This window comes from Ramlibacter humi (assembly GCF_004681975.1).
GTDB lineage: Bacteria > Pseudomonadota > Gammaproteobacteria > Burkholderiales > Burkholderiaceae_C > Ramlibacter > Ramlibacter humi.
On record NZ_SMLK01000003.1, the window covers coordinates 1 to 25,326 of the forward strand.

The window sequence follows — 25,326 nt, forward strand, 5'->3', positions numbered from 1 at the left end:
TTGGTGGACAGCACCGTCGTGATGGCCGCCGTCAGCGTCGTCTTGCCGTGGTCCACGTGGCCGATCGTGCCAACGTTAACGTGCGGCTTGGTCCGCTCGAACTTACCTTTTGCCATTTTTTCGCCTTCCGAAAAAAGAACATCAACTCGAAACTGGTGCCCTTGGCGGGAATCGGACCCGCGACCTCTCCCTTACCAAGGGAGTGCTCTACCACTGAGCCACAAGGGCGAAATCTTCGCCGCCCCGAAGGCGGCGTCTCAATCTCTGCCGGCGATCGACACGTGGAGCGGGAGACGGGAATCGAACCCGCGTCATTAGCTTGGAAGGCTAAGGTTCTGCCATTGAACTACTCCCGCGTTCGGGGGTGGTTCACAGGACCCCTGCGGAGCCGCCTCATCGGCGGCCTTCCTTCGTCGCTGCCACTCGTCTTTCGCACATTCGCCGAGCTTCTTGCGAAGCCTGGTGGAGGAGGCTGGATTCGAACCAGCGTAGGCGTAAGCCAACAGATTTACAGTCTGCCCCCTTTAGCCACTCGGGCACCCCTCCGGCGAACCTCGAAATATACCATGTTTCCGAGGCATTAGCCCCTTCTCACCATTGCACCGGCGGCGAAAGCAGCCGGCCGAGCTGCGCCAGGTGTCCCGAGGCCTGCGGCGGGAACTCACGTTTGAAGTCCTGCGACGGGTGGCGCGCCCGCAGCACGCGCTCGGCGGGCACCGCCAGCCCATCCGTGGCGGCGTCAAGGAACTGGGCCGCCGGCTTGCCCCACAGCCACGCCACGGGCAGCGATTCGCCGGCCGCCAGACGCCGCTCGTAGAGCGCGCGTAGCACGCCGCCGGTCCATGCCTGCCAGCCCAGCCCGAGGTGCGTACCGGCCATCTTCTTGCCCATGCGCACCGTCAGCGCGGCGTTGAGCAGCAGCACGCCCTGCCGCGCCCACGGCTCGAGGTCGGCGACTGCCGGACGCCTGAAACCCGGCATCGCCTGCTCGAGCGCTGCGTACACATTCCGCATCGAGGCCGGGATGCCGCGCAGGCAGGAGAACGCCAGTCCGGTCGCGTCGCCCGGCAACGGGTACGGGTCCTGGCCGATCAGTACCAGCCGCACTTGATCGGGCGCGAGCAGCTCGAAGGCGCGGAACGGCCGAGCCGGCGCTATGGCGAACAGCGCGCGATCGGCATCGACCGCCTCGGTGATGCGGTGCTGCAGCGGCTCCAGTCCGTGCGCCAGTTCGCGCCACGCCGGGGGAAGGTCGCCGAACGCCTCGCCCAACGAGCGCGAGAGCGGCGCGCAGAAGTCCGGCAGCGGCGCGGCCGCCTTGGCATTCGCGGGCAAGCTCAGCCCCCGAACAGCGCGGCCAGCGCCTCGCCCGGCTCGGGCGCGCGCATGAACGCCTCGCCCACCAGGAAGGCGTGCACGCCGGCATCGCGCATGCGCTTGACGTCGGCGGGCGCGAGGATGCCGGATTCGGTGACCAGCAGGCGATCGGCCGGCACGTCCTTCAGCATCCCGATCGTCGTGTCCAGCGACACCTCGAACGTCCGCAGGTTGCGGTTGTTGATGCCCACCAGAGGCGTCTTCAGCCTCAGCGCGCGCTGCAGCTCGGCCGCGTCGTGCACCTCCACCAGCACCGCCATGTCCAGCGAGAACGCGATGCGTTCCAGCTCGGCCATTTGCGCGTCGTCCAGGCAGGCGGCGATCAGCAGGATGCAATCGGCGCCCATCGCGCGCGACTCGTACACCTGGTACGGATCGACCATGAAGTCCTTGCGCAGCACTGGCAGGTCGCACGAAGCGCGCGCCTGCTTCAGGTAGTCGGGCTGGCCCTGGAAGAACTGGCGGTCGGTCAGCACCGACAGGCATGCCGCGCCATGCTCCGCGTAGCTCTGCGCGATGTCCGCCGGGATGAAGTCCTGGCGCAGCACGCCCTTGCTGGGGCTGGCCTTCTTCACCTCCGCGATCACCGCGCCGCGGCCCGCCGCGATCTTCTTGCGCAATGCGCCGACGAAGTCGCGCGTCAGCACGCGGCTTTCCGCGTCCTGCCGCATCGCCTCGAGCGAAACCTTCTTCTTCGCCGCCGCGATCTCTTCGCGCTTGACGGCAACGATCTTGTCCAGGATATCGCTCATCAGGCCGACAACCTCTTCGAAACGGCCACCAGCTTCTCCAGCCGCGCCTTCGCCGCGCCGCCCGCCAACGCTTCGCGCGCACGGTCGATGCCGGCCTTGATGTCGGCCGTCACGTTGGCCGCGTACAGCGCCACGCCGGCGTTGAACAGCACGATGTCGCGCGCGGCGCCCGGCTGGTTGTCCAGCACGGACATCAGCATCGCCTTCGACTGATCGGGCGTCTCCACCTTCAGCGCGCGGTTGCTGGCCATCGGCAGGCCGAAGTCCTCGGGATGGATCTCGTATTCGGTCACCGAACCATCTTTCAGTTCGCCCACCATGGTGGCGGCGCCCAGGCTCACTTCGTCCATGCCGTCGCGGCCGTAGACCACCAGCGCGTGCTCGGCGCCCAGGCGCTGCAGCGCGCGCACCTGGATGCCGACCAGGTCGGGGTGGAACACGCCCATCAGGATGTTCGGCGCGTCCGCGGGGTTGGTCAGCGGCCCCAGGATGTTGAAGATGGTGCGCACGCCCAGTTCCTTGCGCACCGGCGCGACGTTCTTCATCGCGGGATGGTGGTTGGGCGCGAACATGAAGCCGATGCCGGTTTCCTGCACGCACTTGGCGATGGCTTCGGGCGGCAGGTTGATGTTGACGCCCAGGCTTTCCAGCACGTCGGCGCTGCCGGACTTGCTGCTGACGCTGCGGCCGCCGTGCTTGCTGACCTTGGCGCCCGCGGCCGCGGCCACGAACATCGAGCAGGTGGAGATGTTGAAGGTGTGCGAGCCGTCGCCCCCTGTGCCGACGATGTCCACGAGGTGCGACTTGTCCGCGATGTTCACCTTGGTGGAGAACTCGCGCATGACCTGCGCCGCCGCGGTGATCTCGCCGATGGTTTCCTTCTTCACGCGCAGGCCGGTGATCAGGGCCGCGGTCATCACGGGCGACAGCTCGCCGCTCATGATCAGCCGCACGACGTTCAGCATCTCGTCGTGGAAGATCTCGCGGTGTTCGATGGTGCGCTGCAGCGCTTCCTGGGGGGTGATGGACATGTCCTGTCTCCTCGGGTCAGCGGGACGGATTCTCGGTCAGCGCCAGCTTCACGCCGAACGCGATGAACATGGCGCCGGCGGCGCGGTCGAGCCAGTGCATGCCGCGCTGCACGGCGTCGCGGCGCGCCATCCAGGCGGCGGCCAGCGCCCAGCCGGAATTCACCGGCACGCTGTTCACGTTGAACAGCACGCCCAGCAGCACGAACGCCAGTGCCTTGTCCGGCGTGTCGGGCGCGATGAACTGGGGGACGAACGCCAGGAAGAAGATCGCGACCTTGGGGTTGAGCACGTTGGTCCAGAAACCGCCCATGAACACCGCGCGCAGCGTGTCGGGGGCCTTGGTCCGCGCCAGCGCCTGCAGGTCGGCGGCGGCTTGCGGTGCGCGCGAGAACAGCAGCTTCACGCCCATGAACAGCAGGTAGGCGGCGCCCGCCCACTTCAGCACGGTGAACGCGGTGGCGGAAGTCGCCAGCAGCGCGCTGACGCCCAGCGCCGCGGCGAACACATGGACAAAGCAGCCGGCGGTGATGCCCAGGCCCGCGACCACGCCGGACTTCGCGCCCGAACGCAGCGAGTTGGTGACGATGTAGAGCACGTCCGGCCCCGGCGTGAGGTTGAGCAGCCAGCCGGCGGCGATGAAGACGAGCAGGTGTTGCAGGTCGGGCATGGCTCAGGCCTTGAAGAAGCGGCGGATCGCGGCGATGGCGCGGTCGACGCCCTCCGCATCGACGTCCAGGTGCGTGACGAAGCGCAGCCGGTACAGGCCCGTGGCCAGCACGCCCTCGCCCTTCAGCGCCTCGAGCAGCTGCGGCGATTTGTCGCGCGCGGCGCCGGTCAGGTCGGCGAACACCATGTTGGTCTGCGGCGCCTCGACCTTCAGGCCTTCGATGCCGGCCAGGCCCTCGGCCAGCCGCTTGGCCAGCGCGTGGTCTTGCGCAAGTCGCTCGACATGGTGGTCCAGGCCGTACGACGCAGCCGCGGCCAGCACGCCGGCCTGGCGCAGGGTGCCGCCCGCCATCTTGCGCACACGGCGGGCACGCGCGATGAAGTCTTTCGAGCCGCACAGCGCTGAACCCACCGGCGCGCCCAGGCCCTTGCTGAAGCACACCGACACGGAATCGAAATGGCCGGCGATGCGCCGGGCCGCCGCGTACGCGTCGCCGCCCTGCGCGATGGCCACCGCGGCATTGAACAGGCGCGCGCCATCCAGGTGGTGCGACAAGCCGCGGCGCTTCGCCAGCTCCGCCGCCCGCGCCAGGTAGTCCAGCGCGATCACCTTGCCGCCCAGCGTGTTCTCCAGCGCCAGCAGCCGCGTGCGCGCGCAATGCGGGTCGTCCGGCTTGATCGCCGCTTCGATCGCGTCCAGCGGCAGCGTGCCGTCGGGCGCGTGATCCAGCGGCTGTGGCTGCACGCTGCCGAAGACCGCGGCACCGCCGCCTTCCCAGCGGTAGCAGTGGGCCTGCTGGCCCGCGATGTACTCGTCGCCGCGCTGGCAATGCGCCAGGATGGCGCACAGGTTCGATTGCGTCCCCGTCGGCATGAACAGCGCGGCCTCGAAGCCCAGCAGGCCGGCGATCTTCTCCTGCAGCGCGTTGACGCTGGGGTCGTCGCCGAACACGTCGTCGCCCAGCGGCGCGGCCATCATCGCGGCGCGCATGGCCGCGGTCGGCTGCGTGACGGTATCGCTGCGCAGGTCGACCGGCTTCATGCCTGCTCCAGGAAGTTCTTCAACATCGCGTGGCCGTGCTCGGTGAGGATGGATTCGGGATGGAACTGCACGCCCTGGATGGGCAGCTCGCGGTGGCGCACGCCCATGATCTCGCCGTCGTCCGTCCACGCGGTCCTCTCCAGTTCCGCCGGGCAGGTGGCCTGCTCGATGGCCAGGGAGTGGTAGCGGTTGACCGTGAAGCGTTCCGGCAGGTTGGCGAACACGCCTTGCCGCGTGGTGGTGATCTCGCTGGTCTTGCCGTGCATCAGCTGCGCGGCGCGGATGATCTTTCCGCCGAACGCCGCGCCGATGCTCTGGTGCCCCAGGCACACGCCCAGGATCGGCAGCTTGCCGGCGAAATGCCGGATCGCTTCCACCGAGATGCCGGCTTCGGCGGGCGAGCACGGGCCGGGCGACACCACCAGCCGATCGGGCTTGCGCGACGCGATGCCCGCGACGTCGATCTCGTCGTTGCGGAACACTTCCACGTCGACGCCCAGCTCACCGAAGTACTGCACCAGGTTGTAAGTGAAGCTGTCGTAGTTGTCGATCATCAGGAGTTTCATTCCAGCCCCTCCTCCACCAGCTCCGAAGCGCGCAGCAGCGCGCGCGCCTTCGCCTCTGTTTCCTTCCACTCCAGCTCCGGCACCGAATCGGCCACAACGCCCGCGGCAGCCTGCACGTAGAGCACCTGGTCTTTCACGATGCCGGTGCGGATGGCGATGGCCACGTCCATGTCGCCCGCGTAGCTGAGGTAGCCGCAGGCGCCGCCGTACAACCCGCGCTTGCTCGGCTCCAGCTGGTCGATCAGCTCCATCGCGTGCACCTTGGGCGCGCCGGTCAACGTGCCGGCCGGGAAGGTGGCGCGCAGCACGTCCATGTTGCTCATGCCGTCCTTCAGGATGCCTTCCACGTTGCTCACGATGTGCATCACGTGGCTGTACCGCTCCACCGCGAAAGCTTCGGTCACCTTCACGGTGCCGGTCTTTGCGATGCGGCCGATGTCGTTGCGCGCCAGGTCGATCAGCATGACGTGCTCGGCGCGCTCCTTGGGATCGTTCACCAGTTCCTGCTCCACCGCCTTGTCCTGCGCGGGCGTGGCGCCGCGCGGCCGCGTGCCGGCCAGCGGGCGGATGGTGATCTTCTCGCCTTCGGGGGTCTGCTCCTGCCGCACCAGGATCTCCGGCGAGGCGCCCACCACCTGGAAGCCGCCGAAGTCGTAGTAGTACATGTAGGGGCTGGGATTCAGCGACCGCAGCGCGCGGTACAGCGACAGCGGCGACTCGGTGTAGCGCTTCTTGATCCGCTGGCCGACCTGCACCTGCATGAAGTCGCCCGCGGCGATCAGGTCCTTGGCGCGCTCCACCGCCTTCAGGTAGTCGGCCTTGGCGAACTCGCGCTCGGCGTCGAAAGACTGGGTCTGCTTCACCTGCGGCGCGCTGACCGAATACTTCAGCAGGTCCTTGAGTTCACGCAGGCGCTTCTTCGCGTTGGCGTACGCCTCGGGCTTCGCCGGGTCGGCGTAGACGATCAGGTACAACTTGCCCGAAAGATTGTCGATGACCGCCAGCTCCTCGCATTGCAGCAGCAGGATGTCCGGGCAGCCCAGCGTGTCGGGCGGGCAGGTCTTCTCCAGCTTCTTCTCGATGTGGCGCACCACGTCGTAGCCGAAGTAGCCGGCCAGCCCGCCGCAGAACCGCGGCAGGCCGGGACTCAGCGCCACCTTGAAACGCTTCTGGTAGTCGGCGACGAAATCCAGCGGATTGCCGCGCGCGCGCTCCACCACTTCGCCGTCGGTGACGACTTCCGTCGCCGCATCGGCGCCGAAGCCGCTGGCACGCAGCAGGGTGCGCGCCGGCAGGCCGATGAAGCTGTAGCGGCCGAAGCGCTCGCCGCCGACGACGGACTCCAGCAGGAAGCTGTGCTTGCCGTTGCCGCGGGCGTGCGCCAGCTTCAGGTACAGCGACAGCGGGGTTTCGAGATCGGCGAATGCCTCCGCCATCAAGGGGATGCGGTTGAAGCCTTGAAGCGCAAGGCTCTTGAATTCGAGTTCGGTGATCACGGGTGAGCCTCCACAAGCTCAGGCGGCGAATGCCGCTTATCGACGACTGGGATGTCCCGGTGGGGACGCGGGGCGCACGGGTCGGCCCCGTGCAGGTCAGGAGCGCACGTCGACAGGCTTGCGCCAGGGCCAGGCTCCCCGGTCGCTGCAACCTGTGGTGATGGTGCGGTGGATGAACATCGCGGCGGAGTGTAGCAAAGGGGCCTCGCCGAGCGAAAACCCCGATGCGGCGCATCCGCCCCGTTGCAACAATTCGTTAAATCGTACGGCCGTTCTATTTCTTGCCGAAGGAGTCGATCCGAATGAAAGCCATCCGAAACGCGGTGCTCGCATTGGCCGCCGCAACGTTTGCATGGGGCGCCGCGGCGCAGGCCACCGTGTCGGGCGTGAAGTACGAAGAAACTGCCGACGTGCGCGGCACCAAGCTGCAGCTCAACGGCGCAGGCATCCGCTACAAGGCCGTGTTCAAGGTCTACACGGCGGGCCTGTACCTGCCGAAGAAGGCGTCCACCACCGAAGAAGTGCTGGCCATGCCCGGTGCCAGGCGCATGAGCATCACCATGCTGCGCGAGATCGATTCGTCCGAGCTGGGCAAGTTGTTCTCGCGCGGCATGGAAGACAACATGGACAAGGCCGCTTTCTCCAAGCTGGTGCCCGGCGTCGTGCGCATGAGCCAGATCTTCAGCGAGCACAAGAAGCTCAATCCCGGCGAGAACTTCCAGATCGACTGGATCCCGGGCACCGGCACCGTCGTCACGGTGAAAGGCGTGCCGCAGGGCGAGCCGTTCAAGGAGCCGGAGTTCTACAACGCGCTGCTGCGCATCTGGCTGGGCTCCAGCCCCGCCGACTACAAGCTGAAGGACGCCCTGCTGGGCAAGTCCGCTTCCTAGGCCAGCTCCGCGAGCGAATCGACGAAGCCGTCGGCATCGACGGCGCGCACCGGTTCGCCGTGGTTGTAGCCGTAGGTCACCAGCACCACCGGGCACCCCGCCGCGCGCGCGGCGGCCGCATCGTTGCTGGAATCGCCGATCGCCAGCGTGCGCGCGGTCGCCGTGCCCAGCGCCTCGCAGGTGCGCAGCAAAGGCAAAGGATCGGGCTTCTTTCGCTCGAACGCGTCGCCGCCGAACACCACGTCGAAGAACTCCGCGAGCCCCTTCTCCGCCAGCAGTTCACGCGCGAACCCGGTCGGCTTGTTGGTCAGGCAAGCCAGTCGCAGGCCGCGCCCACGCAGTGACTGCAGCCCTTCGGCCACGCCCGGAAAGACATCCGAGTGCCGCCCGTTGATGCGCCCGTAGTGCCGCTGGTAAGCATCCCAGGCCGGGTCATACAGCGACGCCGCGCCGCCGGCCGCGGCCAGCGCCGAGCGGATCAGGTGCTCCGAGCCTTTGCCGACCATGCGCTCGATCGATGGCGAGTCCAGCACCGGCAGGCCGAGGTCCTGGTGCACCCGCCGCAATGCTTCGGTGAAGTCCCCCAGCGTGTCCACCATCGTCCCATCGAGGTCGACGATGGCGGCTTGAAGATCGAGCGGCGCGAGTGCGAACGGCATCGCCCGAGTGTGCCCGAGGTGCGATGCTGTAACGTTCGTGCTCCGAAGCCCCCTTGGTCATGTTGGAACGTCGAGTGCGAAACCTATTTCCCCCATCGCTCAGGAATCTCGCCCCGATCTTCCTGGTGTACTGCGCATCTGTCCTGCTTCACGCCGGGCAGGCCTTGGCGTTCCCGCTGTGCCCGTTCAGGTCGAAGGGGCCGGAGATCCCGGACCTGCCATGGCGGGGTCCCGCCACGCACGCGACCTTGCAGTACGTCTCCACGTGGAGCTACATGCGCGACTGCACCCGCCATTTCGTCTGGGCCGGCGGGCGCGCGCCGGAGGACATGCCGTCCCGAACGGCCTACGACGGGATCCGCTATCTGTTGCTGGCCGGCTACGGCCGTGATTGGGCAGCGCCTGAGGACGCCGCCAATGTCGGCATGATCGACGATGCAGGAAGGCTCATCGAATTTCGCCGGCCCAAGGCTCCCTACGAGTTTTTCCTCACCTCGATCCGCCCGTCGATCTTCATCCTGGTCCCGGCCGGCGCCGACCAGCCGGGCCGCACGGCGCAGGCCATCGATCTCGATCCGTCGAACTTCGAGGCTGCGCAGATCCAGGCTGCCGCTTCACGCGGCGTGAAAGTCAAGCCGCATCTCGTCGAGAACCCCGTTCAACTGGCCACCAAGGCCCCGGCGGCGGGTGCCCTCTGGTTTTCGCCCGACCTTGGGCAGTTGCCGACCCCGGTGCGATTCAGCCCTGCCGGCGAATTTCGCATCCCATTCGACGGGCAGGCGGTGGTCCTGAAGCTCGCTCGCGACGAGATCGAGGTCAGCCGGGTCAAGGAAAAGTAGGGTCCACGCGCGGCCATCCGCGCTGTGGCGGCTCCCCTCAGGCGATCACCGCGTCCAGCTTCGCGCGGCCCCAGTGCCGGTGCTTCGCGATGGCCGCCAGGAACTCCTGCGCCAGCGGGATGCGCTCGGCCGGGTCGGCCTTGCTCACCAGCACGCCGTCCGCCGAAGGCGTGCGGGCATCGATGCCCAGTGTCGCCAGCAATTCCACGCCGTCGCCGATCACGCACACGGGCTTGCAATGCCGGTACGCCTCCAGCACGAAGTGCACCGCACGGCCATTGGCGACCAGGGACTTCGCGTGCGCCGCGCCGCCGGGCACCAGCACGGCGTCGAACACCAGCGACGAAGTCGTCTGCAGGCAATGGTCCACCGCCAGCTGCTGGCCCGAGGAAGTCGCCACCGAGCCCATCTGCGCCGCGACGATGCGGCAGGCCACCTGCTGCTCGCCCAGCACCTGCTGGATGATCTTCAGTGCGCCGATCTCCACGCCGGGCGCCACCAGCACCGCCACGCGCCGTGTCGTGACAGGGCTGGCCGCGCTCTCCAGGCTGAGCGAAGGCGATGTCTCCACCGGCAGCTTTCCGCGGTGCTCGCGGAACCCCGGCCGGCCCGCGGCCGCCTTCGCGTCGGGCACCAGGCCCAGCGCATCGCCGATCTTGCGCGCCAGCTTGGCGTCCACGTGCGTCAGGTTGTCGATCACGCGCTGGCGGATCGCGGGCGTCTCCACGCGCGCCAGCTCATGCTGGAACGCGCACACCAGGTGGTCCTTCTCGGCCGGGCTCTGGCTGTTCCAAAACAAGGTCGCCTGGCTGAAGTGGTCGTCGAAAGAGGCACTGCGCCGCCGGACCTTCGGCGACTCGAACTCGTCGGCGATGCTCTGGAAACCTTGCTGCCCGCCGTCGGCGCGGAACTCCGAGCCGCTGACCAGCGAGTTCGGCTCATACGCCACCGCGCCGCGTGGGATGCCGTAGCGGTGCGCGCCGTCGCGCCCGTGGTGGTGGAACGGGCACACCGGCTTGTTGATCGGCAGCTCGCTGAAGTTCGGCCCCGACAGGCGCGCGACCTGCGCGTCCAGGTAAGCGAACAGGCGTCCCTGCAGCAGCGGGTCGTGGCTGAAGTCGATGCCCGGCACCAGGTGGCCGGGGTTGAACGCCACCTGCTCGGTCTCGGCGAACACGTTCTCCGGATTGCGGTGCAGCACCAGCTTGCCCACCGGCAGCACCGGCACCACTTCCTCGGGGATCAGCTTGGTCGGGTCCAGCAGGTCGAAGCCGAGCGCATCCGCCTTGCCCTCCTCCACCAGCTGCACGCCCAATTCCCACTCGGGGGCGTGGCCGCGCTGGATGGCTTCCCACAGGTCGCGCCGATGGAAGTCGGGGTCGAGCCCCGCCAGCTTCTGCGCCTCGTCCCACGCCATCGCGTGCCGGCCCAGCTTGGGCTTCCAGTGGAACTTCGCGTAGTGCGCCGCCCCATGCGCATTGACGAAGCGGTAGGTGTGCACGCCGAAGCCTTCCATCATCCGCCAGCTTCGCGGCAGCGCACGGTCGGACATCAGCCACATCGCCGCGTGCGTGCTCTCTGGCATGAGCGAGACGAAGTCCCAGAACGTGTCGTGCGCGCTGGAAGCCTGCGGCATGCCGTGGTGCGGCTCGGGCCGCAGCGCGTGCACCAGGTCCGGGAACTTGATCGCGTCCTGGATGAAGAACACCGGGAAGCTCGCGCCCACCAGGTCGAAGTTGCCTTCGCGCGTGTAGAACTTGACGGCGAACCCGCGCAGGTCACGCACGGTGTCGGCCGAGCCGCGCTCGCCGGTGAAGCCCGAGAAGCGCACAAACACCGGCGTCTTCAGCCCGGCTTCCTGCAGGAAGTCGGCGCGCGTGTACTGGCCCAGCGACTTGTACAGCTCGAACCAGCCGTGCGCGCCCGCGCCGCGCGCGTTCACCACGCGTTCAGGAATGCGCTCGTGGTCGAAGCGCGTGAGCTTCTCGCGCAGCAGGAAGTCTTCCAGGAGCGCCGGGCCGCGCGCGCCGGCGCGCAGCGAGTTGTGGTTGTCGGGGACCACCAGGCCATCGGGGGTGGTCAACTGGGCTTCGGCCGGCTGCAGGTGCGGCTCCAGCTGTTTCTGCTTGGCGGTCGTGGTCTCCCCGGACCGTGTTCTTCGCGCGGCGTCCGGCTTGGACTGGGCCATGGAATCTCCTGGGGGCGTGCGGTCCCCGCTGCGTGGCGCAGCGCACGCCGGGTGTTGTTCGGCTCAGGTCTCGAGGTCCAGCGCGGCTTCGATGATGTTGACCAAGGCGGCGAGCGCGAAGACGCCCGCGGCGGCAGCCGTGCACCACACCAGCCAATCAGGCATCGCGGCGATCAGGTCCATGGCGACTCTCCTTCAACCAAGCGCCCGCTGTTCGAGACGCCTTCACTGTGCCAAGCTCATGGGGATACCCCCGTAGCCGGGCGGCGGGCCGGTTTGTCAGGCGGGGTCGGCGACGCCGGTAGGAAAGCGACTACAGCCCGGCCGTGCCGGCGCTCCTACGGCAAGCGGCCCGCCGGTCCTACCGTTCACCCGCGGCGCCGGCGCCACGATGGCTTCGCAAGGAGACCAGCGATGACCCGTGAACGCAGGAGCAGCCCGCCCGGCGAAGGCCTGGACGCCGACCATGCCGAAGGCCGCCGCGACGACACGCGCATGGTGCAAGGCGAGGACCAGCACGACGTGCCGCGCATGCCGCACGAGCGCGACGAGTCCGGCGACAGCCAGGCGAAGGAGGATGCCTCGCACGGCCGCATGGCGCGCCAGGCGCAGAAGGACACGGAGCGCGGCGTGGCCGACACCAGCAAGGGCGCCGAGCTCGACGCCACCTACGACCGGCTGCGCGAGAGCACGCCGGACGGCGAGAAGAAGTTCAGGCCTTGAGGGCCGTGCGCATGCCGTCGATGACGGCCTTGTAGTCCGGCTTGCCGAAGATCGCGCTGCCGGCGACGAAAGTGTCGGCACCCGCGGCCGCGACGCGGGCGATGTTGTCGCCCTTGATGCCGCCGTCCACTTCCAGGCGGATGTCCTTGCCGCTGGCGTCGATGCGCTTGCGCGCCTCCTCGATCTTGCGCAGCGCCGAATCGATGAAGCCCTGGCCGCCGAAACCGGGGTTGACGCTCATGATCAGGATCAGGTCGATGTCCTCGATCAGCCAGTCCAGCACGTCCAGCGGCGCGCCCGGGTTGAACACCAGGCCGGCCTTGCAGCCCTTGGCCTTGATCGCCTGCACGCTGCGGTGCGCGTGCGTGGACGCGTCGGGATGGAAGCTGATGTAGTCGGCGCCCGCCTGCGCGAAGGCTTCGGCCAGCGCGTCCACCGGCTGGATCATCAGGTGCACGTCGATGGGCACCGCGGCGCCGGCAGCGGTCTTCGCGTGCGGCTTCAGCGCCGAACAGACCATCGGCCCGAAGGTGAGGTTGGGCACGTAGTGGTTGTCCATCACGTCGAAGTGGATCCAGTCGGCGCCCGCCGCGATGACATTGCGCACCTCCTCGCCCAGCCGGGCGAAATCCGCGGAGAGGATGGACGGTGCGATGCGGTAGGTCTTGCTCATGCCGCGATTCTCGCAAATGGCCCCGGAGGTACGATCGCGCGATGGCCCGCTACCAGTTCAAGGTGGAGGTCGAGCCCGCCTACCTGCCCGACCAGTCCTCGCCCGAACAGGGCCAGTACGCTTTCTCGTACACCATCACCGTCACCAACAGCGGCGAGGTGACCGCCCAGCTGATCTCGCGCCACTGGATCATCACGGACGCCGAAGGACGCATCGAAGAGGTCAAGGGCCTGGGCGTCGTCGGCCACCAGCCGTTGCTGCAGCCCGGCCAGTCGTTCCGCTACACCAGCGGCGCCCGGCTGCGCACGCCCAACGGCACGATGCACGGCAGCTACTTCTGCGTGGCCGAGGACGGCGAGAAGTTCGACTGCGAGATCGCGCCTTTCCTGCTGGAGGATGGCTCGCGGCGGGTGCTCCACTAGCCGCGCCAGTCTTGCGCGTGCCGCTACGCAAACCGTAGCAGCCGATCGCCGCCCTTGTCCTACAAGCTGAGCCGTTGCGGCCCCGCAGAATGCGCCGCGAAAGGGAGCGCATGGACGAATTCATGGCCATCTGGGGCCAATGGCTCAAGCCTTCGGCCGGCCTGCCGACCGTGCAGTGGTCCCTGCTGCTGGCTTTCGCCGCCGCCGCCGGCCATCTCGTGCAAAGGTACATCGCGCTGCCCAAGGTGGTCGGCTACTCCGCCGTCGGCGCCGTCGCCGGGCTCGCGGGCTTTCCGGGCGGCGCGTGGCCGCTGCAAGGCATAGGCCTCTTCCTGCTGGAGCTGGGCGTCTCGGTCGTGCTGTTCGAAGCGGGCGGGCGCATCGCGCTGCGCTGGTTCCGCCACAACCCCATGGTGCTGCTGCAGAGCGTGCTCGAGGCCGCGCTGACCTACGCGGCCGTGTACCTGGTCTTGCGCTGGCTGGGCGTCAAGCCATCGGTGGCCGATGCGGTGGCACTGGTGGCCATCGTCGCTTCGCCGGCCGTGCTGGGCCAGGTGACGCAGGACACGCGCGCGGCGGGTCCGGTGACCGAGCGGGCGACGACGCTGACCACCCTGGGCGCGCTGTACGCGCTGACGCTGGTGGCCGCACGCGCGGGCCTGATGAATCGCGAAGAGACGGACCTGCTCGCGCTGTTGTCGCCGGTGGCCGTGGTGCTGGGCCTCTCCGTCGCGGTGGGCGCCGGGCTCGCGCTCGTGCTGCGCGTGGCGCTGCGCGTGATGAACCCCACGAGCGAGAACACCTCGATCCTGCTGATCACCACGATCGCGGCCGTCACCGCGCTGGCGTCGCACCTGGGGGGTTCCGCGCCGCTGGCCGCGCTGCTGGCGGGCCTGCTGCTCAAGCAGGTGAGCCAGCGGCCTTGGGCATGGCCGCGGCAGCTGGGCACCGCGGCTTCGGTGCTGGTGATGCTGAGCTTCGTGCTGGTGTCGGTGGTCGCCGCGCAGGCCGAGTGGAATCCCGGCGTGGTGGGTTTCGTGCTGGCACTCATCGGCGCGCGCGCGTTGGCCAAGGTCCTTGGGCTGCTGTTGGCCAACCCCGGCAGCGGCACCAGCGCGAAACAGGCGATGCTGGTCGGCGTGGCGATGACGCCGCTGTCTTCGCTCGCGCTGCTGCTCACGTCGCAGTTCGCGGCGGCCTCGCCCTCCCTCGGCCCGCGCATTTCCAGCATCGTGCTGCCGGCCATCCTGCTGATGGAGGTGCTGGGCGCGATCCTGGCCACCTTCGTCATCCACCGCGCGCGGGAGAGTTCGCTGCCGGACCCGCGCGGCGGCGCCGCGCCACCGGGAGCCGTTCGTGCCTGAGCCCCTGCTGCCCGACGTCACGCCCGCCGGCGAAGGACCCGGCACGCTGCCCACCCTGGAGCCGTTCAGCGAGTCGCGCCCGCTCACGCTGGGCGTGGAGCTGGAACTGCAGCTGGTCAACACGCACGACTACGACCTGGCGCCCTACTCCGACGAGATGCTGCGGCTGATGGGCAAGCTGTCGCTGCCCGGCTCGGTGGTGCCGGAGATGACGTCCAGCATGATCGAGATCTCCACCGGCGTCTGCGAATCCGCGGCGCACGTGCTGGGCGAACTCACGCAGCTGCGCGACGCGCTGGTGAAGTGCGCCGACAAGCTCAACATCGCGGTGGTGGGCGGCGGCACGCACCCCTTCCAGCAGTGGCACCGCCAGCGCATCTACGACAAGCCGCGCTTTCGCGAGCTGTCCGACCTGTACGGCTACCTCTCCAAGCAGTTCACCGTGTTCGGCCAGCACGTGCACGTGGGCTGCCCTTCCGCCGACGAAGCGCTGGTGATGCTGCACCGCATGTCGCGGTACATCCCGCACTTCATCGCGCTGTCGGCTTCGTCGCCCTACGTGCAGGGGCAGGACACCTCGTTCGATTCGGCGCGGCTGAACTCGGTGTCCGCCTTCCCGATGTCGGGCCGGGCGCCGTTCACGCTGACGTGGGACGGCTTCACCGGGTTCTTCAACAAGACCACCCGCACCGGCGTGGTCAAGAGCATGAAGGACTTCTACTGGGACATCCGGCCCAAGCCCGAATACGGCACGATCGAGATCCGCGTGTTCGACACGCCGCTGACGGTGGAGCGCGCCGCCGCGCTGGCGGGCCTGGTGCAGTCGCTCGCCGCCTGGTTCCTGCACGAGCAGCCTTTCACGCCGGTCGAAGACGACTACATGGTCTACACCTACAACCGCTTCCAGGCCTGCCGCTTCGGGCTGGAGGCGGTCTACGTCGACCCGGAAAGCGGCCGCCACCTGCCGCTGCGCGACCACATCCTGCAGACGCTGCGGCTGCTGGCGCCGCACGCCCAGCGCCTGGGGGCGGGCCCGGCCATCCAGCTGCTGGCCGAAGACGCCGAGCTGGGCGCCAACGACGCGCGCTGGCTGCGGCAGCAGCAGGCCCGCGAGCGGCTGCTGCCCGAAGTCGTACGGCGGGGCGGCCAACGCTTCAAGGGCAGCGGCTAGGAGCTTTCTCCCTGGCGGCGCACCGATGCCCGGCGCCGTCGCCGTCCTACAGTCGGGCCGCCCGCTGCTGCCCAGAATGCCCTGCAGCAGCGCCGCGGGCGGCGCTTGCGGGGAGACACCCATGGGCATCATCGGAACCATCGTCGTCGGCTTCATCGTCGGCCTGCTGGCGCGCGCCATCAAGCCGGGCAACGACCGCATGGGCATCATCATGACCACGCTGCTGGGCATCGCCGGCGCGTTCGTGGCCAAGTACGTGGGCCAGGCCATGGGCTGGTACGCGGAGGGCGATCCCGTCGGCTGGATCGCCTCCATCGTCGGCGCGATCGTGTTGCTGGTGCTGGTGGGTTTGCTGCGCGGCAGCTCGCGCCGGCTCTGAGTTCCCCTCGGGCCGGGGCGGTATGCTCGCCCGGCCCATGGGTGAATTCGAGCTGATCGACCGCTACTTCCGCCGCGACGGCGCGCCTTCGCCGCAGGTGCCGCTGGGCATCGGCGACGACTGCGCGCTGCTCGCGCCCGCGCCCGGCATGCAGCTGGCGGTGTCGTCCGACCTGCTGGTGGAAGGCCGCCACTTCCTCTCTACCGCCGATCCGCGCCGCCTGGGCCACAAGGCGCTGGCCGTGAACCTGAGCGACCTGGCCGCCTGCGGGGCGCGGCCCATGGCATTCACCCTGGCGCTCGCGCTGCCGTCCGCCGATGAAGCGTGGCTGGCCGGATTCGCGCAAGGGATGTTCGCGCTGGCCGACGAGCACGGCTGCGAGCTGGCCGGCGGCGACACCACGCGCGGGCCCCTGGCGATCTGCATCACCGTGTTCGGCGAAGTGCCGGCAGGCGCCACGATCCGCCGCAACGGCGCGCGCGAAGGCGACGACCTGTGGGCCAGCGGAACGCTGGGCGACGCGCGGCTGTCGCTCGAGGCCTTTCGCGGCACCCTGAGCCTGCCGGCGCCGCTGTTCGAGCAGACGCGCCTGCGCATGGAGATGCCGCAGCCGCGCGTCGCGCTCGGCCAGGCGCTGCGCGGCATCGCGACGGCCGCCATCGACGTCAGCGACGGGCTGCTGGGCGACGTCGGCCACGTGCTGCGCGCTTCCGGCGTGGGCGCGACGATCGAAGCGCGCGAAGCCATCGCCCTGCTGGCGGCGCGCGTGAATGCGCGGCCGGGCGACCTGCCGGACGACGCGGCACAGCTGGACTGCGTGCTCGCGGGCGGCGACGACTACGAGCTGGCTTTCACCGCGCCGCCATCGGCCCGCGAAGCGGTGCTCGAGGCGGCGCTGAATTCCGGCACGGCCGTCACGCGCATCGGCCGCATCGAAGCGGCACCCGGCATCCGCGTGCTCGATGCCGACGGCCGGGCCATCACGCGGCGCTTCGCTTCTTTCGACCACTTCGCGTGAGCAGCGGTCGGCGCGCCGCCTGCGCGGCGCGTTGAGGGGCGATGCACCGCCGCGCGATCCTCCTCCTGCTGGCCGCCGTCACCGCATGCGGCGGCGCGCACGCCGCCCGCACCTGGTCCGGCACCGTCACCTACGTCACCGACGGCGACACCGTGTGGGTGCGGCCCGCGCGTGGCGGCGCGCCGCGCAGCATCCGCGTGCAGGGCGTGGACGCGCCGGAGTCTTGCCAGGCTTTCGGCCCGCAGGCGCGCGACGCGCTGGAGCGCATGGCGCTTCACCAGGCGGTACAGGTCGAGCCCCACGGACGTGACAACTACGGCCGCACGCTGGCCAGCCTGCGGCTTGCCGGGCGGGACGTCGGCGGTTGGCTGGTGGCGAATGGGTGGGCCTGGTCGTACCGCTTCAAGCGCGAAGCCGGCCCCTACGAAGCGCAGGAGTCACGGGCCCGCCAGGCAAGGCTTGGGCTGTGGTCGCAGCCGCAGCCGATGGAGCCGCGGCGCTTCCGGCGGCTGCACGGTTCCTGCCGGCCGCCGCCGGGCTGAACGTCCGCCACGGCAGCGCAACGCCACGCGCCCAACCCCGCTCGCTACCATTGCCCCATGCGTGAGCTGGCGTTCGAAGACCTGCAGCTGTTCGTGCGCGTGCTGGAACTGGGCACGCTGTCGGCGGTCGCGCGCGAACGCGACGTGCCGGTCAGCCAGGTCTCGCGCTCGCTGGCCCGCATCGAGAAAGCCTGCGGCGCGCGCCTGATCCACCGCTCCACGCACGGCCTGTCGGCCACGGCCGAAGGCGAGACTTTTCTCGGCTATGGCCGCCGCGTGCTGGGCACGCTGGACGAGCTGGAAGGCGAGTTCGCCGCCAGCTCGCGCGAAGTGAGCGGCGTGGTGCGCGTGGCCGCCAGCACGGTGGTGGCGCACTACCAGGTGGTGCCCAGCCTCGCCGGCCTGTCGCGGCGCCACCCGAAGCTGCGCGTCGAGCTGGAGGTCAACGACCGCCTGGCCGACATGGCACGCGACGGCATCGACCTGGCCATCCGCACCAGCGCCGGCCCGCTGCCCGACACCGTGGTCGCGCGGCAGATCGGCACGCTGGGCCGCGCGCTCTACGCGTCGCCTTCCTACGTGAAGAGGCACGGCCTGCCCAAGCATCCGGACGATCTCGCGAAGCACCCGCTCGTCACGAACAACGCCGTCCCGGTGCTCAACCAGTGGCCGTTCCGCATCAAGGGCAAGGCCGTCGCCGTCGCCGCCGACGGCCACTGGCGCACCAACGACACCAACATGGCCTGCAAGATGGTGCTGGAAGGCCTGGGCATCGGCCGCCTCGCCACGCTGGTGGGCGAACCGCTGGCGCACGAAGGCCGGCTGGTGCCCGTGCTGGCGGCGTACGTCGATCCGCAATCGGTGCCGGTGCACGCCATCACCGCCGGCGCGCGGCACCGCCTGCCGAAGATCCGCGCCTGCATCGACTACTGGGCCGAGTGGTTCGGCGGCGCCCAGCCCGCGAAAGCCGCCAACGCATGAACGCTTCTTCGATGTCGCCCGATTCGCCGCCGCAGCCCGCACCGTCGCGGCCCGGCTGGCGGTTCCTGCTTTCGCATCCGGCGCACCTCATCGCGCTGGGCTTCGGCTCGGGTTTGAGTCCCATCGCGCCCGGCACCGTGGGCACGCTGTGGGCCTGGGTCGCCTACCTGGTGCTGCAGGCCTGGCTGCCGCCGACGGTGCTGGCCGGCGTGGTGGTCGCCTCCATCCCGGTGGGCTGGTGGGCCACGACGCGCTGCCTGAACAACACCCGCGTGCTGGACCCCGGCTGGATCGTCGTCGATGAGATCATGTCGTTCTGGCTGGTGCTGTGGCTGGTGCTGCCGGCCGGCTGGGTCGCGCAGCTGGTGGCTTTCGCGCTCTTCCGCTTTTTCGACGCGGTCAAGCCCGGCCCGGTGGGCTGGGCCGACCGCCTGTTCCACGGCTTCGGCTGGCGCGGCGGCTTCGGCGTGCTGTTCGACGACCTGGTAGCCGCGTTCTGCACCCTGCTCGTCATCGCGGCGTGGAGGCAATTCGCATGAACACCGATCCCTTGTGCACGCAGCTGGCCGAGGCGCTGCAGCAGCGCGGCTGGATGATGGCCACCGCTGAAAGCTGTACCGGCGGCATGATCGCGGCGGCCTGCACCGCGCTGTCGGGCAGCAGCAACTGGTTCGAACGCGGCTACGTCACGTATTCCAACGAGGCGAAGGCGGAATCGCTGGGCGTGGACCCGGCCGCCATCGCATCGCACGGCGCGGTGAGCGAGGTGGTCGCGCGCGCGATGGCTTTCGGCGCGGCACGGCATTCGCGCGCGCAGGCCGCCGTGGCGGTCACGGGCGTCGCCGGGCCCACGGGCGGCACGCCGGACAAGCCGGTGGGCACGGTGTGGTTCGGCTTTTCCGTGGACGGCCGCCTGTCCAGCGAGACGGTGCGGTTCGACGGCGGCCGCGCCGCCGTCCGCGAAGCGACGACGAAACACGCGCTGGAGCGGCTGCTGGCGCTGGTGCGCGCAGCTTGACCGGATCACCCTGGGGCGGCATCGTCATGGCCGCCGCCCAGGGTTCGACAACACCGGCCTGATCACAGGCCCGAGGAGGAGACTGCATGGCACCGCACGACACCATCGAAACGCTGTACGCCGCCTTCGCGCGGCTGGACCCGCAAGGCATGTCGGCCTGCTACGCGGACGACACGACGTTCGACGACGAAGCCTTCTCGCTGCGCGGCAAGCGCGAGGTGATGGGCATGTGGACCATGCTGGCCGAGAACGTGAAGGCGCAGGGCGGCCCGTCCGCCTGGCGGCTGGAGTGGTCCAGCGTGAAGGCCGACGGCGACCGGGGCCGGGCGCACTGGGAAGCCTGGTACCGCTTCAGCGCGACGGGACGCGACGTGCACAACGTCATCGACGCCGAGTTCCGCTTCGACCCGCAAGGCCGCATCGTCACCCACCGCGACCGCTTCCCGTTCTGGCGCTGGTCGCGGCAGGCGCTGGGCACGCCGGGGCTGCTGCTCGGCTGGTCGCCGATGCTGCGCACCAAGGTCCGGCAACGCGCGGCCGGCAACCTGGCGCGCTGGCTGGAAAAGCATCCCGATGGCGTGGTTTGAAGGCTTCGCCGCCGCGCGGCACCGGGTCAACGGTGTCGAGCTGTTCGCGCGCCACGGCGGCCGCCAGGGCGCGCCGGCGCTGCTGCTGTTGCACGGCTTCCCGCAAACGCATGCGTTGTGGCATCGCGTGGCGCAGCAGCTGGCCGGCCACTACTTCATCGTCATGCCCGACCTGCGCGGCTACGGGGATTCACCCGCGCCGGCCGACCAGCCGGAGCATGCCCAGGCCAGCAAGCGCGCGATGGCGCAGGACCTGGTCGAACTCATGTCGTCGCTGGGCGCCAGCACGTTCTACCTGTGCGGCCACGATCGCGGCGGCCGCGTCGCGCATCGCCTGGCGCTGGACCATCCGCAGCGAGTGCGGCGCCTGTGCGTGCTGGACATCGCGCCCACGCTGGACATGTATGCCGCCACGGACTTCGATTTCGCGCGCGGCTACCACCACTGGTTCCACCTGATCCAGCCCGCGCCGCTGCCCGAGAAGATGATCGCGGGCGACGCGCGCGCCTACCTGCACGCCAAGCTGGGCGGCTGGGGCTCGGCCGGCCTCTCGCACCTGGAGCCGCAGGCGGTGGCCGAGTACGAGCGCAGCTTCTGCCGGCCCGAAGCCATCCACGCCGCCTGCGAGGACTACCGCGCCAGCGCGGGCATCGACCTGGAGCACGACCGCGAGAGCCGCGCGCGCGGCGAAAAGATCGCCTGCGACACCATGGTGCTGTGGGGCGACCGCGGACTGGTGAACAGGCTGTTCAAGCCGCTGGACCTCTGGCAGGCGCAGTGCGCGGGCCGCGTCACCGGGCAGGCCGTGCCCAGCGGCCACTTCATCCCCGAGGAGCTTCCGCGCGAAACCGCGGATGCCCTGTGGTCGTTCTTCCGTGAAGGAGACTCATGATGGCAACGCAGGCAGACAAGGCGAAGCGGCTGCAGCAGCTGCACGAAGGCACAGGCTGTTTCGTCATTCCCAATTTCTGGGACGTGGGCTCGGCGCGATTGCTGGAGCAGCTGGGCTTCCAGGCGCTGGCCAGCAGCAGCGCGGGGTTCGCCTTCTCCATCGGCAAGCCCGACATGGGCGTCACGCGCGAAGACAAGATGCGCCACCTGGTCGAGGTTTGCGCGGCCACGTCGCTGCCGGTCAGCGCCGACCTGCAGAACGGCTTCGGCGACCGGCCGGAAGACGCGGCCGAATGCATCCGCCTGGCAGCCAAAGCCGGCGTGGCCGGCGGCTCCATCGAGGATTGCCGCGGTCCCGGCGCCGACCCGATCTATGACTTCGAGCTCGCGCGTGAACGCGTGCAGGCCGCGGTCGAAGCCGCTCGTTCGCTGCCTTTCAAGTTCTCGCTCGTGGCGCGCGCCGAGGCGCAGCTCTGGGGCGTGAACAGCCTGGACGACACCATCCGCCGGCTGGTCGCCTTCGAGGAAGCAGGCGCCGACGTGTTGTTCGCGCCCGGGTTGAAGAACGCGGACGAGATTCGCGCGGTGCTGTCAGCGGTGAAGAAGCCGGTGAACGTCATCCCGCCGGCCGGGATGGATGTGGCCACGCTGCAATCGCTGGGCGTGCGCCGCATCAGCGTGGGCGGTGCCCCGGCCCGCGCGGCGTACGGAACCCTGGTGGCGGCCGGGCAGGAGATGCTGAAAGGCACGTTCGGCTTCGCCGCGCAGGCGCCGAGCACGAAGTGGTTCAACGACGCCTTCGGCCGCTGAGCCGTGGCGTCCGCTTCTCCCCTGCCCGTGCGCTTCACCGCCTTCGCGTTGTGCGGCGGCGGATTGCTCGCCGCGCTCGCCCTGTTCGCGTGGCGTTCCGAGCCCTGGAGCGCAGCCCTCGTCCTCGTGTGCCTGTTCCTGGTGGCCATCGGCGTGCGCGACGTGCGCCAGACGCGGCACGCCATCCTGCGCAACTACCCGGTGATCGGCCACCTGCGCTTCCTGCTGGAATTCATCCGGCCGGAGATGCGCCAGTACTTCATCGAAAGCGACACCGAAGCGGCGCCGTTCTCGCGCGCGCAGCGCTCCATCGTGTACCAACGGGCCAAGGGCGACCCCGACAACCGCCCCTTCGGCACGCAGCTGGACGTGGGGCGGCAAGGCTACGAGTGGATCAACCACTCGGTGCAGCCCACGGTGCTGGCCTCGTCCGACTTCCGCATCACCATCGGCGCCGGCCGCGCGCAGCCGTACGAAGCCAGCATCTTCAACATCTCGGCGATGAGCTACGGCTCGCTGTCCTCGCACGCCATCCTGGCGCTGAACCAGGGCGCGAAGATGGGCCGCTTCGCGCACGACACGGGCGAAGGCTCGATCTCTTCGTTCCACCGCGTGCACGGCGGCGACCTGATCTGGGAGATCGGCTCGGGCTACTTCGGCTGCCGCGACGAACAGGGCCTCTTCAGCGAAGAGCGGTTCGTGCGGAACGCGCGCGACCCGCAGGTGAAGATGGTGGAGATCAAGCTGTCGCAGGGCGCCAAGCCCGGCCACGGCGGCATCCTGCCGGCGGCCAAGGTCACGCCGGCCATCTCGCTGGCGCGCGGCGTGCCCATCGGCGTCGATTGCATCTCGCCGTCCTCGCACAGCGCCTTCTCCACGCCCATCGAACTGCTGCACTTCGTGGAGAAGCTGCGCACGCTGTCGGGCGGCAAGCCCACCGGCTTCAAGCTGTGCATCGGCCACCCGTGGGAGTGGTTCGCCATCGTCAAGGCGATGCTGGACACGGGCATCACGCCCGACTTCATCGTGGTGGACGGCGCGGAGGGCGGCACCGGCGCGGCGCCGGTGGAGTTCAGCGACCACGTCGGCGCACCGCTGCAGGAAGGCCTGCTGCTGGTGCACAACACGCTGGTGGGCACCAACCTGCGCAAGCACATCCGCATCGGCTGCGCGGGCAAGGTGATCACCGCCTTCGACATCGCGCGCATGATGGCCCTGGGCGCCGACTGGTGCAACGCGGCGCGCGGCTTCATGATGGCGCTGGGCTGCATCCAGGCGCAGACCTGCCACACCGGCTTCTGCCCCACGGGCGTGACCACGCAGGACCCGGTGCGCGAGCGCGCGCTGGTCGTGCCCGACAAGGCGCAGCGCGTCTTCAACTTCCACCGCAGCACGCTGCATGCGCTGAAGGACCTGGTGCAGGCCGCGGGACTGAAACACCCTGGCGACATCACGGCGCACCACATCGTGCGGCGTCTCACCGACACCGAGGTGCGGCTGCTCGCCAACCTGATCATGCAGATGAAGCCGGGCGCACTGCTGCAACCCGACCTGTCGGAGCAGCACAACGTGTTCCAGCTGTACTGGCCGCAGGCGCGCGCGGACCAGTTCGCGCCGGCCTGAGCCGCTTCAGGCGGGCAGCACGGTCGCGGCCACGACGCCGTGCAGCGCCAGCCGCTTGCGCATCGAAGTCACCGCGCGGTCCTTCGACAGCAGCAGCGCCCCGTGCGCGACGGCCAGGTCGATGAATTTCTGGTCGTCCGGGTCCTTGCAGGTCACCGGTGCCTTGGGCGCGGTGTCCACGACACTGGTGCGCGAATCGAAGTGAAGCAGCACGTCGGTGGACTGCAGCCCGTGGAAAGCCAGTCGCGGCGCCAGCTGCGGGTAGTCCAGCACGCGGCGCAGTTCCTCGCGCATCGCGGCCGTCGCCAGCCAGCGCCAGTGGCCCGCGTCCAGCTGCGCGCGCAACGGCCGGGCCGCCTCGTCCGCGAAGACGTAGGCGTCCAGCACGATGTTGGTGTCAAGCACCAGCGGCAGCATCGCGGGTGCGGGCGGAGCCGGAAACCATGTCGAAGCGGAACAGCCGGCATTCGATGGGGCCGTTCCACATCGGCACGCGGCGCGATTCCTTCAGCCGCATGCGCGAAGGCAGCTTCAGGTCGGGCGTCAGCACCCACGAGGTCCAGCCCGCGTAGTGCTTCTTCCAGTGCGCGGCCAGCTGCACGAAGAAGTCTTCCGCGCCATCGGTCTGCGCGCGCTCGCGGCCGCGCTGCGTCTGGCCCGCGACGCCGGCCGTGCCGATGCGCTCGCCGTAGGGCGGGTTGACCAGCATCACGCCGGGGCGGTCGCACGGGGGCATGCGCTGCAGCGCATCGCCGCCGCGCAATTGCACCACGGCGCCTACACCGGCGCGCTCGGCATTGCGCTTGGCGAAGTCGACCATGCGGAAAGCGACGTCGCTGCCGAACACCTCCGCCGTGGATTCGTGTTGCAGTGACTTCGCTTCCTCCAGCAGTTGCTGCCAGACGTGCGACTGGAAGGCCGCCAGCCGCTCGAAGCCGAAGCGCCGCTGCACGCCGGGGGCGATGCCGCAGGCGATCTGCGCGGCTTCGACGGCGATGGTGCCGCTGCCGCAGCAGGGGTCGTAGAGCGGGGTTTTCGCATCCCACCCGCTGGCGGCCAGCATCGCGGCAGCCAGCGTCTCCTTCAGCGGCGCCTCGCCCTTGTCTTCGCGCCAGCCGCGCTTGAAGAGGGGCTCGCCCGAGGTATCGATGTAGATGGTGCAGTGCGTGGAGGTGAGGTGCGCGAACACGCGCACGTCGGGCCGCTGCGTGTCCACATCGGGCCGCACGCCGCCGCGGTCGCGGAAGCGGTCGGCCACCGCGTCCTTGATGCGCAGCGTGGCGAAGTTCAGGCTCTTGAGCGGGCTGTGCTGCGCCGTCACTTCCACCTTGAAGCTCTGGCGCGGCGTGAACCACGCGTCCCAGGCGACGGCACGCGCGGCTTCGTACAGGTCCTGCTCGGCGCGATACGGCGTCTGCGACAGCTGCACCAGCACGCGCTGCGCCAGGCGGCTGTGCAGGTTCAGCTTCAGCGCATCGCGCCACGAAGCGCGCAGCATCACGCCGGCGCGGCCGACCAGCAGGTCGTCGCCCGCCAGCCCGGTGAGCCGGTGCACTTCGTCCGCGAGGAAGCCTTCGACGCCGGCGGCGCAAGGCAGGAACAGTTGTAGGGTGGACAA

General features: G+C 69.4%; 29 protein-coding genes and 3 tRNA genes. 16 read left to right on the forward strand and 16 right to left on the reverse strand.

The window, feature by feature from the left end:
* From EZ216_RS10955 to trpE, 11 genes are all read right to left on the reverse strand, one after another.
* A partial coding sequence (locus tag EZ216_RS10955; RefSeq protein ID WP_049059127.1) for a GTP-binding protein occupies nucleotides 1-116 on the reverse strand: 116 nt, incomplete at its 3' end.
* 37 nt (nucleotides 117-153) lie between these two features.
* Nucleotides 154-228, reverse strand: a tRNA-Thr gene (locus EZ216_RS10960).
* Nucleotides 229-282: 54 nt separating this feature from the next.
* Nucleotides 283-356, reverse strand: a tRNA-Gly gene (locus EZ216_RS10965).
* 104 nt (nucleotides 357-460) lie between these two features.
* A tRNA-Tyr gene (locus tag EZ216_RS10970) sits at nucleotides 461-546 on the reverse strand.
* A 45-nt stretch (nucleotides 547-591) separates the two neighbouring features.
* Nucleotides 592-1,335 (reverse strand): uracil-DNA glycosylase, encoded by a 744-nt coding sequence (locus EZ216_RS10975; protein ID WP_167772876.1) that lies wholly within the window; start codon nucleotides 1,333-1,335, stop codon nucleotides 592-594.
* A 2-nt stretch (nucleotides 1,336-1,337) separates the two neighbouring features.
* Nucleotides 1,338-2,129 carry an indole-3-glycerol phosphate synthase TrpC gene (trpC, locus tag EZ216_RS10980; RefSeq protein WP_135249813.1) on the reverse strand — a complete coding sequence of 264 codons (792 nt, stop codon included), beginning with the start codon at nucleotides 2,127-2,129 and terminating at the stop codon, nucleotides 1,338-1,340.
* The gene (trpD, locus tag EZ216_RS10985; protein ID WP_135249814.1) at nucleotides 2,129-3,160 is read right to left on the reverse strand and encodes an anthranilate phosphoribosyltransferase; all 1,032 of its coding nucleotides are present in this window, start codon (nucleotides 3,158-3,160) and stop codon (nucleotides 2,129-2,131) included. The genes trpC and trpD overlap by 1 nt, the downstream gene beginning before the upstream one ends.
* Before the next feature lie 16 nt (nucleotides 3,161-3,176).
* Complete coding sequence (locus tag EZ216_RS10990) at nucleotides 3,177-3,827, reverse strand: LysE family translocator (protein WP_135249815.1); 651 nt, start codon at nucleotides 3,825-3,827, stop codon at nucleotides 3,177-3,179.
* Between the two features lie 3 nt (nucleotides 3,828-3,830).
* Entirely contained in the window at nucleotides 3,831-4,868 is a 1,038-nt protein-coding gene (ltaE, locus tag EZ216_RS10995; protein ID WP_135249816.1) for a low-specificity L-threonine aldolase, read from the reverse strand.
* Nucleotides 4,865-5,434: an anthranilate synthase component II gene (locus tag EZ216_RS11000; protein WP_135249817.1), complete on the reverse strand. Its 570-nt coding sequence runs from the start codon at nucleotides 5,432-5,434 to the stop codon at nucleotides 4,865-4,867. Before EZ216_RS11000 ends, ltaE begins: the two co-directional genes overlap by 4 nt.
* On the reverse strand, nucleotides 5,431-6,930 hold the full coding sequence (gene trpE / locus EZ216_RS11005) for an anthranilate synthase component I (RefSeq protein ID WP_135249818.1): 1,500 nt from the start codon (nucleotides 6,928-6,930) through the stop codon (nucleotides 5,431-5,433). Before trpE ends, EZ216_RS11000 begins: the two co-directional genes overlap by 4 nt.
* Nucleotides 6,931-7,232: 302 nt before the next feature.
* On the opposite strand from trpE, the gene EZ216_RS11010 reads away from it, so the two are divergent.
* Nucleotides 7,233-7,820, forward strand: a complete 588-nt coding sequence (locus EZ216_RS11010) for a chalcone isomerase family protein (RefSeq protein ID WP_135249819.1) — start codon at nucleotides 7,233-7,235, stop codon at nucleotides 7,818-7,820.
* Here the strand turns inward: EZ216_RS11010 and gph are convergent.
* Nucleotides 7,817-8,479: a phosphoglycolate phosphatase gene (gene gph, locus EZ216_RS11015; RefSeq protein WP_135249820.1), complete on the reverse strand. Its 663-nt coding sequence runs from the start codon at nucleotides 8,477-8,479 to the stop codon at nucleotides 7,817-7,819. The two genes, EZ216_RS11010 and gph, sit on opposite strands and share 4 nt — an antisense overlap.
* Before the next feature lie 248 nt (nucleotides 8,480-8,727).
* Here gph and EZ216_RS11020 point away from each other — a divergent pair, with 248 nt between their 5' ends.
* On the forward strand, nucleotides 8,728-9,318 hold the full coding sequence (locus tag EZ216_RS11020; protein WP_205959662.1) for a hypothetical protein: 591 nt from the start codon (nucleotides 8,728-8,730) through the stop codon (nucleotides 9,316-9,318).
* Nucleotides 9,319-9,355: 37 nt separating this feature from the next.
* Here EZ216_RS11020 and EZ216_RS11025 read toward each other — a convergent pair whose 3' ends face one another.
* Nucleotides 9,356-11,506: a catalase gene (locus tag EZ216_RS11025; protein ID WP_135249822.1), complete on the reverse strand. Its 2,151-nt coding sequence runs from the start codon at nucleotides 11,504-11,506 to the stop codon at nucleotides 9,356-9,358.
* 414 nt (nucleotides 11,507-11,920) lie between these two features.
* On the opposite strand from EZ216_RS11025, the gene EZ216_RS11030 reads away from it, so the two are divergent.
* Nucleotides 11,921-12,229, forward strand: coding sequence for a hypothetical protein (locus EZ216_RS11030; RefSeq protein ID WP_135249823.1), 309 nt, complete (start codon nucleotides 11,921-11,923; stop codon nucleotides 12,227-12,229).
* Here EZ216_RS11030 and rpe read toward each other — a convergent pair.
* On the reverse strand, nucleotides 12,219-12,902 hold the full coding sequence (rpe, locus tag EZ216_RS11035; protein ID WP_135249824.1) for a ribulose-phosphate 3-epimerase: 684 nt from the start codon (nucleotides 12,900-12,902) through the stop codon (nucleotides 12,219-12,221). The two genes, EZ216_RS11030 and rpe, sit on opposite strands and share 11 nt — an antisense overlap.
* A 41-nt stretch (nucleotides 12,903-12,943) precedes the next feature.
* On the opposite strand from rpe, the gene apaG reads away from it, so the two are divergent.
* The 13 genes from apaG to EZ216_RS11100 all read left to right on the forward strand — a co-directional run bounded on the left by apaG (nucleotide 12,944) and on the right by EZ216_RS11100 (nucleotide 23,708).
* Nucleotides 12,944-13,324, forward strand: a complete 381-nt coding sequence (apaG, locus tag EZ216_RS11040; protein ID WP_135249825.1) for a Co2+/Mg2+ efflux facilitator ApaG/CorD — start codon at nucleotides 12,944-12,946, stop codon at nucleotides 13,322-13,324.
* Between the two features lie 110 nt (nucleotides 13,325-13,434).
* The gene (locus EZ216_RS11045) at nucleotides 13,435-14,688 is read left to right on the forward strand and encodes a cation:proton antiporter domain-containing protein (protein ID WP_135249826.1); all 1,254 of its coding nucleotides are present in this window, start codon (nucleotides 13,435-13,437) and stop codon (nucleotides 14,686-14,688) included.
* On the forward strand, nucleotides 14,681-15,859 hold the full coding sequence (locus EZ216_RS11050) for a YbdK family carboxylate-amine ligase (protein WP_239024346.1): 1,179 nt from the start codon (nucleotides 14,681-14,683) through the stop codon (nucleotides 15,857-15,859). The genes EZ216_RS11045 and EZ216_RS11050 overlap by 8 nt, the downstream gene beginning before the upstream one ends.
* A gap of 121 nt (nucleotides 15,860-15,980) precedes the next feature.
* Nucleotides 15,981-16,238 carry a GlsB/YeaQ/YmgE family stress response membrane protein gene (locus EZ216_RS11055; RefSeq protein WP_135249827.1) on the forward strand — a complete coding sequence of 86 codons (258 nt, stop codon included), beginning with the start codon at nucleotides 15,981-15,983 and terminating at the stop codon, nucleotides 16,236-16,238.
* 37 nt (nucleotides 16,239-16,275) lie between these two features.
* Complete coding sequence (gene thiL / locus EZ216_RS11060; RefSeq protein ID WP_135249828.1) at nucleotides 16,276-17,256, forward strand: thiamine-phosphate kinase; 981 nt, start codon at nucleotides 16,276-16,278, stop codon at nucleotides 17,254-17,256.
* A 41-nt stretch (nucleotides 17,257-17,297) separates the two neighbouring features.
* Entirely contained in the window at nucleotides 17,298-17,798 is a 501-nt protein-coding gene (locus EZ216_RS11065) for a thermonuclease family protein (RefSeq protein ID WP_135249829.1), read from the forward strand.
* A gap of 57 nt (nucleotides 17,799-17,855) precedes the next feature.
* On the forward strand, nucleotides 17,856-18,779 hold the full coding sequence (locus EZ216_RS11070; RefSeq protein ID WP_135249830.1) for a LysR family transcriptional regulator: 924 nt from the start codon (nucleotides 17,856-17,858) through the stop codon (nucleotides 18,777-18,779).
* Nucleotides 18,776-19,318: a phosphatidylglycerophosphatase A family protein gene (locus tag EZ216_RS11075; RefSeq protein ID WP_135249831.1), complete on the forward strand. Its 543-nt coding sequence runs from the start codon at nucleotides 18,776-18,778 to the stop codon at nucleotides 19,316-19,318. The genes EZ216_RS11070 and EZ216_RS11075 overlap by 4 nt, the downstream gene beginning before the upstream one ends.
* Nucleotides 19,315-19,797: a CinA family protein gene (locus EZ216_RS11080; RefSeq protein ID WP_135249832.1), complete on the forward strand. Its 483-nt coding sequence runs from the start codon at nucleotides 19,315-19,317 to the stop codon at nucleotides 19,795-19,797. Before EZ216_RS11075 ends, EZ216_RS11080 begins: the two co-directional genes overlap by 4 nt.
* A gap of 86 nt (nucleotides 19,798-19,883) precedes the next feature.
* Nucleotides 19,884-20,384 (forward strand): nuclear transport factor 2 family protein, encoded by a 501-nt coding sequence (locus tag EZ216_RS11085; RefSeq protein ID WP_135249833.1) that lies wholly within the window; start codon nucleotides 19,884-19,886, stop codon nucleotides 20,382-20,384.
* Nucleotides 20,371-21,276 (forward strand): alpha/beta fold hydrolase, encoded by a 906-nt coding sequence (locus tag EZ216_RS11090; protein ID WP_135249834.1) that lies wholly within the window; start codon nucleotides 20,371-20,373, stop codon nucleotides 21,274-21,276. The genes EZ216_RS11085 and EZ216_RS11090 overlap by 14 nt, the downstream gene beginning before the upstream one ends.
* Nucleotides 21,276-22,085 (forward strand): isocitrate lyase/PEP mutase family protein, encoded by an 810-nt coding sequence (locus tag EZ216_RS11095; protein ID WP_239024347.1) that lies wholly within the window; start codon nucleotides 21,276-21,278, stop codon nucleotides 22,083-22,085. The genes EZ216_RS11090 and EZ216_RS11095 overlap by 1 nt, the downstream gene beginning before the upstream one ends.
* A 3-nt stretch (nucleotides 22,086-22,088) precedes the next feature.
* Nucleotides 22,089-23,708: an FMN-binding glutamate synthase family protein gene (locus EZ216_RS11100; RefSeq protein WP_135249836.1), complete on the forward strand. Its 1,620-nt coding sequence runs from the start codon at nucleotides 22,089-22,091 to the stop codon at nucleotides 23,706-23,708.
* Nucleotides 23,709-23,714: 6 nt separating this feature from the next.
* On the opposite strand, the gene EZ216_RS11105 is transcribed toward EZ216_RS11100, so the two are convergent.
* Together EZ216_RS11105 and EZ216_RS11110 are read right to left on the reverse strand one after the other, a co-directional pair.
* Nucleotides 23,715-24,125, reverse strand: a complete 411-nt coding sequence (locus EZ216_RS11105; protein WP_135249837.1) for a putative toxin-antitoxin system toxin component, PIN family — start codon at nucleotides 24,123-24,125, stop codon at nucleotides 23,715-23,717.
* Complete coding sequence (locus tag EZ216_RS11110) at nucleotides 24,106-25,326, reverse strand: THUMP domain-containing class I SAM-dependent RNA methyltransferase (protein WP_135249838.1); 1,221 nt, start codon at nucleotides 25,324-25,326, stop codon at nucleotides 24,106-24,108. Before EZ216_RS11110 ends, EZ216_RS11105 begins: the two co-directional genes overlap by 20 nt.

Bases quoted from the DNA above. Each gene is read 5' to 3' on its own strand.
- EZ216_RS11030 (WP_135249823.1), top strand. From the start codon at position 11,921: ATGACCCGTGAACGCAGGAGCAGCCCGCCCGGCGAAGGCCTGGACGCC.
- EZ216_RS10990 (WP_135249815.1), bottom strand. From the start codon at position 3,827: ATGCCCGACCTGCAACACCTGCTCGTCTTCATCGCCGCCGGCTGGCTG.
- trpC (WP_135249813.1), bottom strand. From the start codon at position 2,129: ATGAGCGATATCCTGGACAAGATCGTTGCCGTCAAGCGCGAAGAGATC.
- EZ216_RS11010 (WP_135249819.1), top strand. From the start codon at position 7,233: ATGAAAGCCATCCGAAACGCGGTGCTCGCATTGGCCGCCGCAACGTTT.
- EZ216_RS11055 (WP_135249827.1), top strand. From the start codon at position 15,981: ATGGGCATCATCGGAACCATCGTCGTCGGCTTCATCGTCGGCCTGCTG.
- EZ216_RS11025 (WP_135249822.1), bottom strand. From the start codon at position 11,506: ATGGCCCAGTCCAAGCCGGACGCCGCGCGAAGAACACGGTCCGGGGAG.
- apaG (WP_135249825.1), top strand. From the start codon at position 12,944: ATGGCCCGCTACCAGTTCAAGGTGGAGGTCGAGCCCGCCTACCTGCCC.
- EZ216_RS11105 (WP_135249837.1), bottom strand. From the start codon at position 24,125: ATGCTGCCGCTGGTGCTTGACACCAACATCGTGCTGGACGCCTACGTC.
- EZ216_RS11085 (WP_135249833.1), top strand. From the start codon at position 19,884: ATGGCACCGCACGACACCATCGAAACGCTGTACGCCGCCTTCGCGCGG.
- EZ216_RS11070 (WP_135249830.1), top strand. From the start codon at position 17,856: ATGCGTGAGCTGGCGTTCGAAGACCTGCAGCTGTTCGTGCGCGTGCTG.
- trpD (WP_135249814.1), bottom strand. From the start codon at position 3,160: ATGTCCATCACCCCCCAGGAAGCGCTGCAGCGCACCATCGAACACCGC.
- EZ216_RS11095 (WP_239024347.1), top strand. From the start codon at position 21,276: ATGGCAACGCAGGCAGACAAGGCGAAGCGGCTGCAGCAGCTGCACGAA.
- EZ216_RS11075 (WP_135249831.1), top strand. From the start codon at position 18,776: ATGAACGCTTCTTCGATGTCGCCCGATTCGCCGCCGCAGCCCGCACCG.
- EZ216_RS11080 (WP_135249832.1), top strand. From the start codon at position 19,315: ATGAACACCGATCCCTTGTGCACGCAGCTGGCCGAGGCGCTGCAGCAG.
- ltaE (WP_135249816.1), bottom strand. From the start codon at position 4,868: ATGAAGCCGGTCGACCTGCGCAGCGATACCGTCACGCAGCCGACCGCG.
- thiL (WP_135249828.1), top strand. From the start codon at position 16,276: ATGGGTGAATTCGAGCTGATCGACCGCTACTTCCGCCGCGACGGCGCG.
- EZ216_RS11045 (WP_135249826.1), top strand. From the start codon at position 13,435: ATGGACGAATTCATGGCCATCTGGGGCCAATGGCTCAAGCCTTCGGCC.
- EZ216_RS11090 (WP_135249834.1), top strand. From the start codon at position 20,371: ATGGCGTGGTTTGAAGGCTTCGCCGCCGCGCGGCACCGGGTCAACGGT.
- gph (WP_135249820.1), bottom strand. From the start codon at position 8,479: ATGCCGTTCGCACTCGCGCCGCTCGATCTTCAAGCCGCCATCGTCGAC.
- EZ216_RS11065 (WP_135249829.1), top strand. From the start codon at position 17,298: ATGCACCGCCGCGCGATCCTCCTCCTGCTGGCCGCCGTCACCGCATGC.
- EZ216_RS11000 (WP_135249817.1), bottom strand. From the start codon at position 5,434: ATGAAACTCCTGATGATCGACAACTACGACAGCTTCACTTACAACCTG.
- rpe (WP_135249824.1), bottom strand. From the start codon at position 12,902: ATGAGCAAGACCTACCGCATCGCACCGTCCATCCTCTCCGCGGATTTC.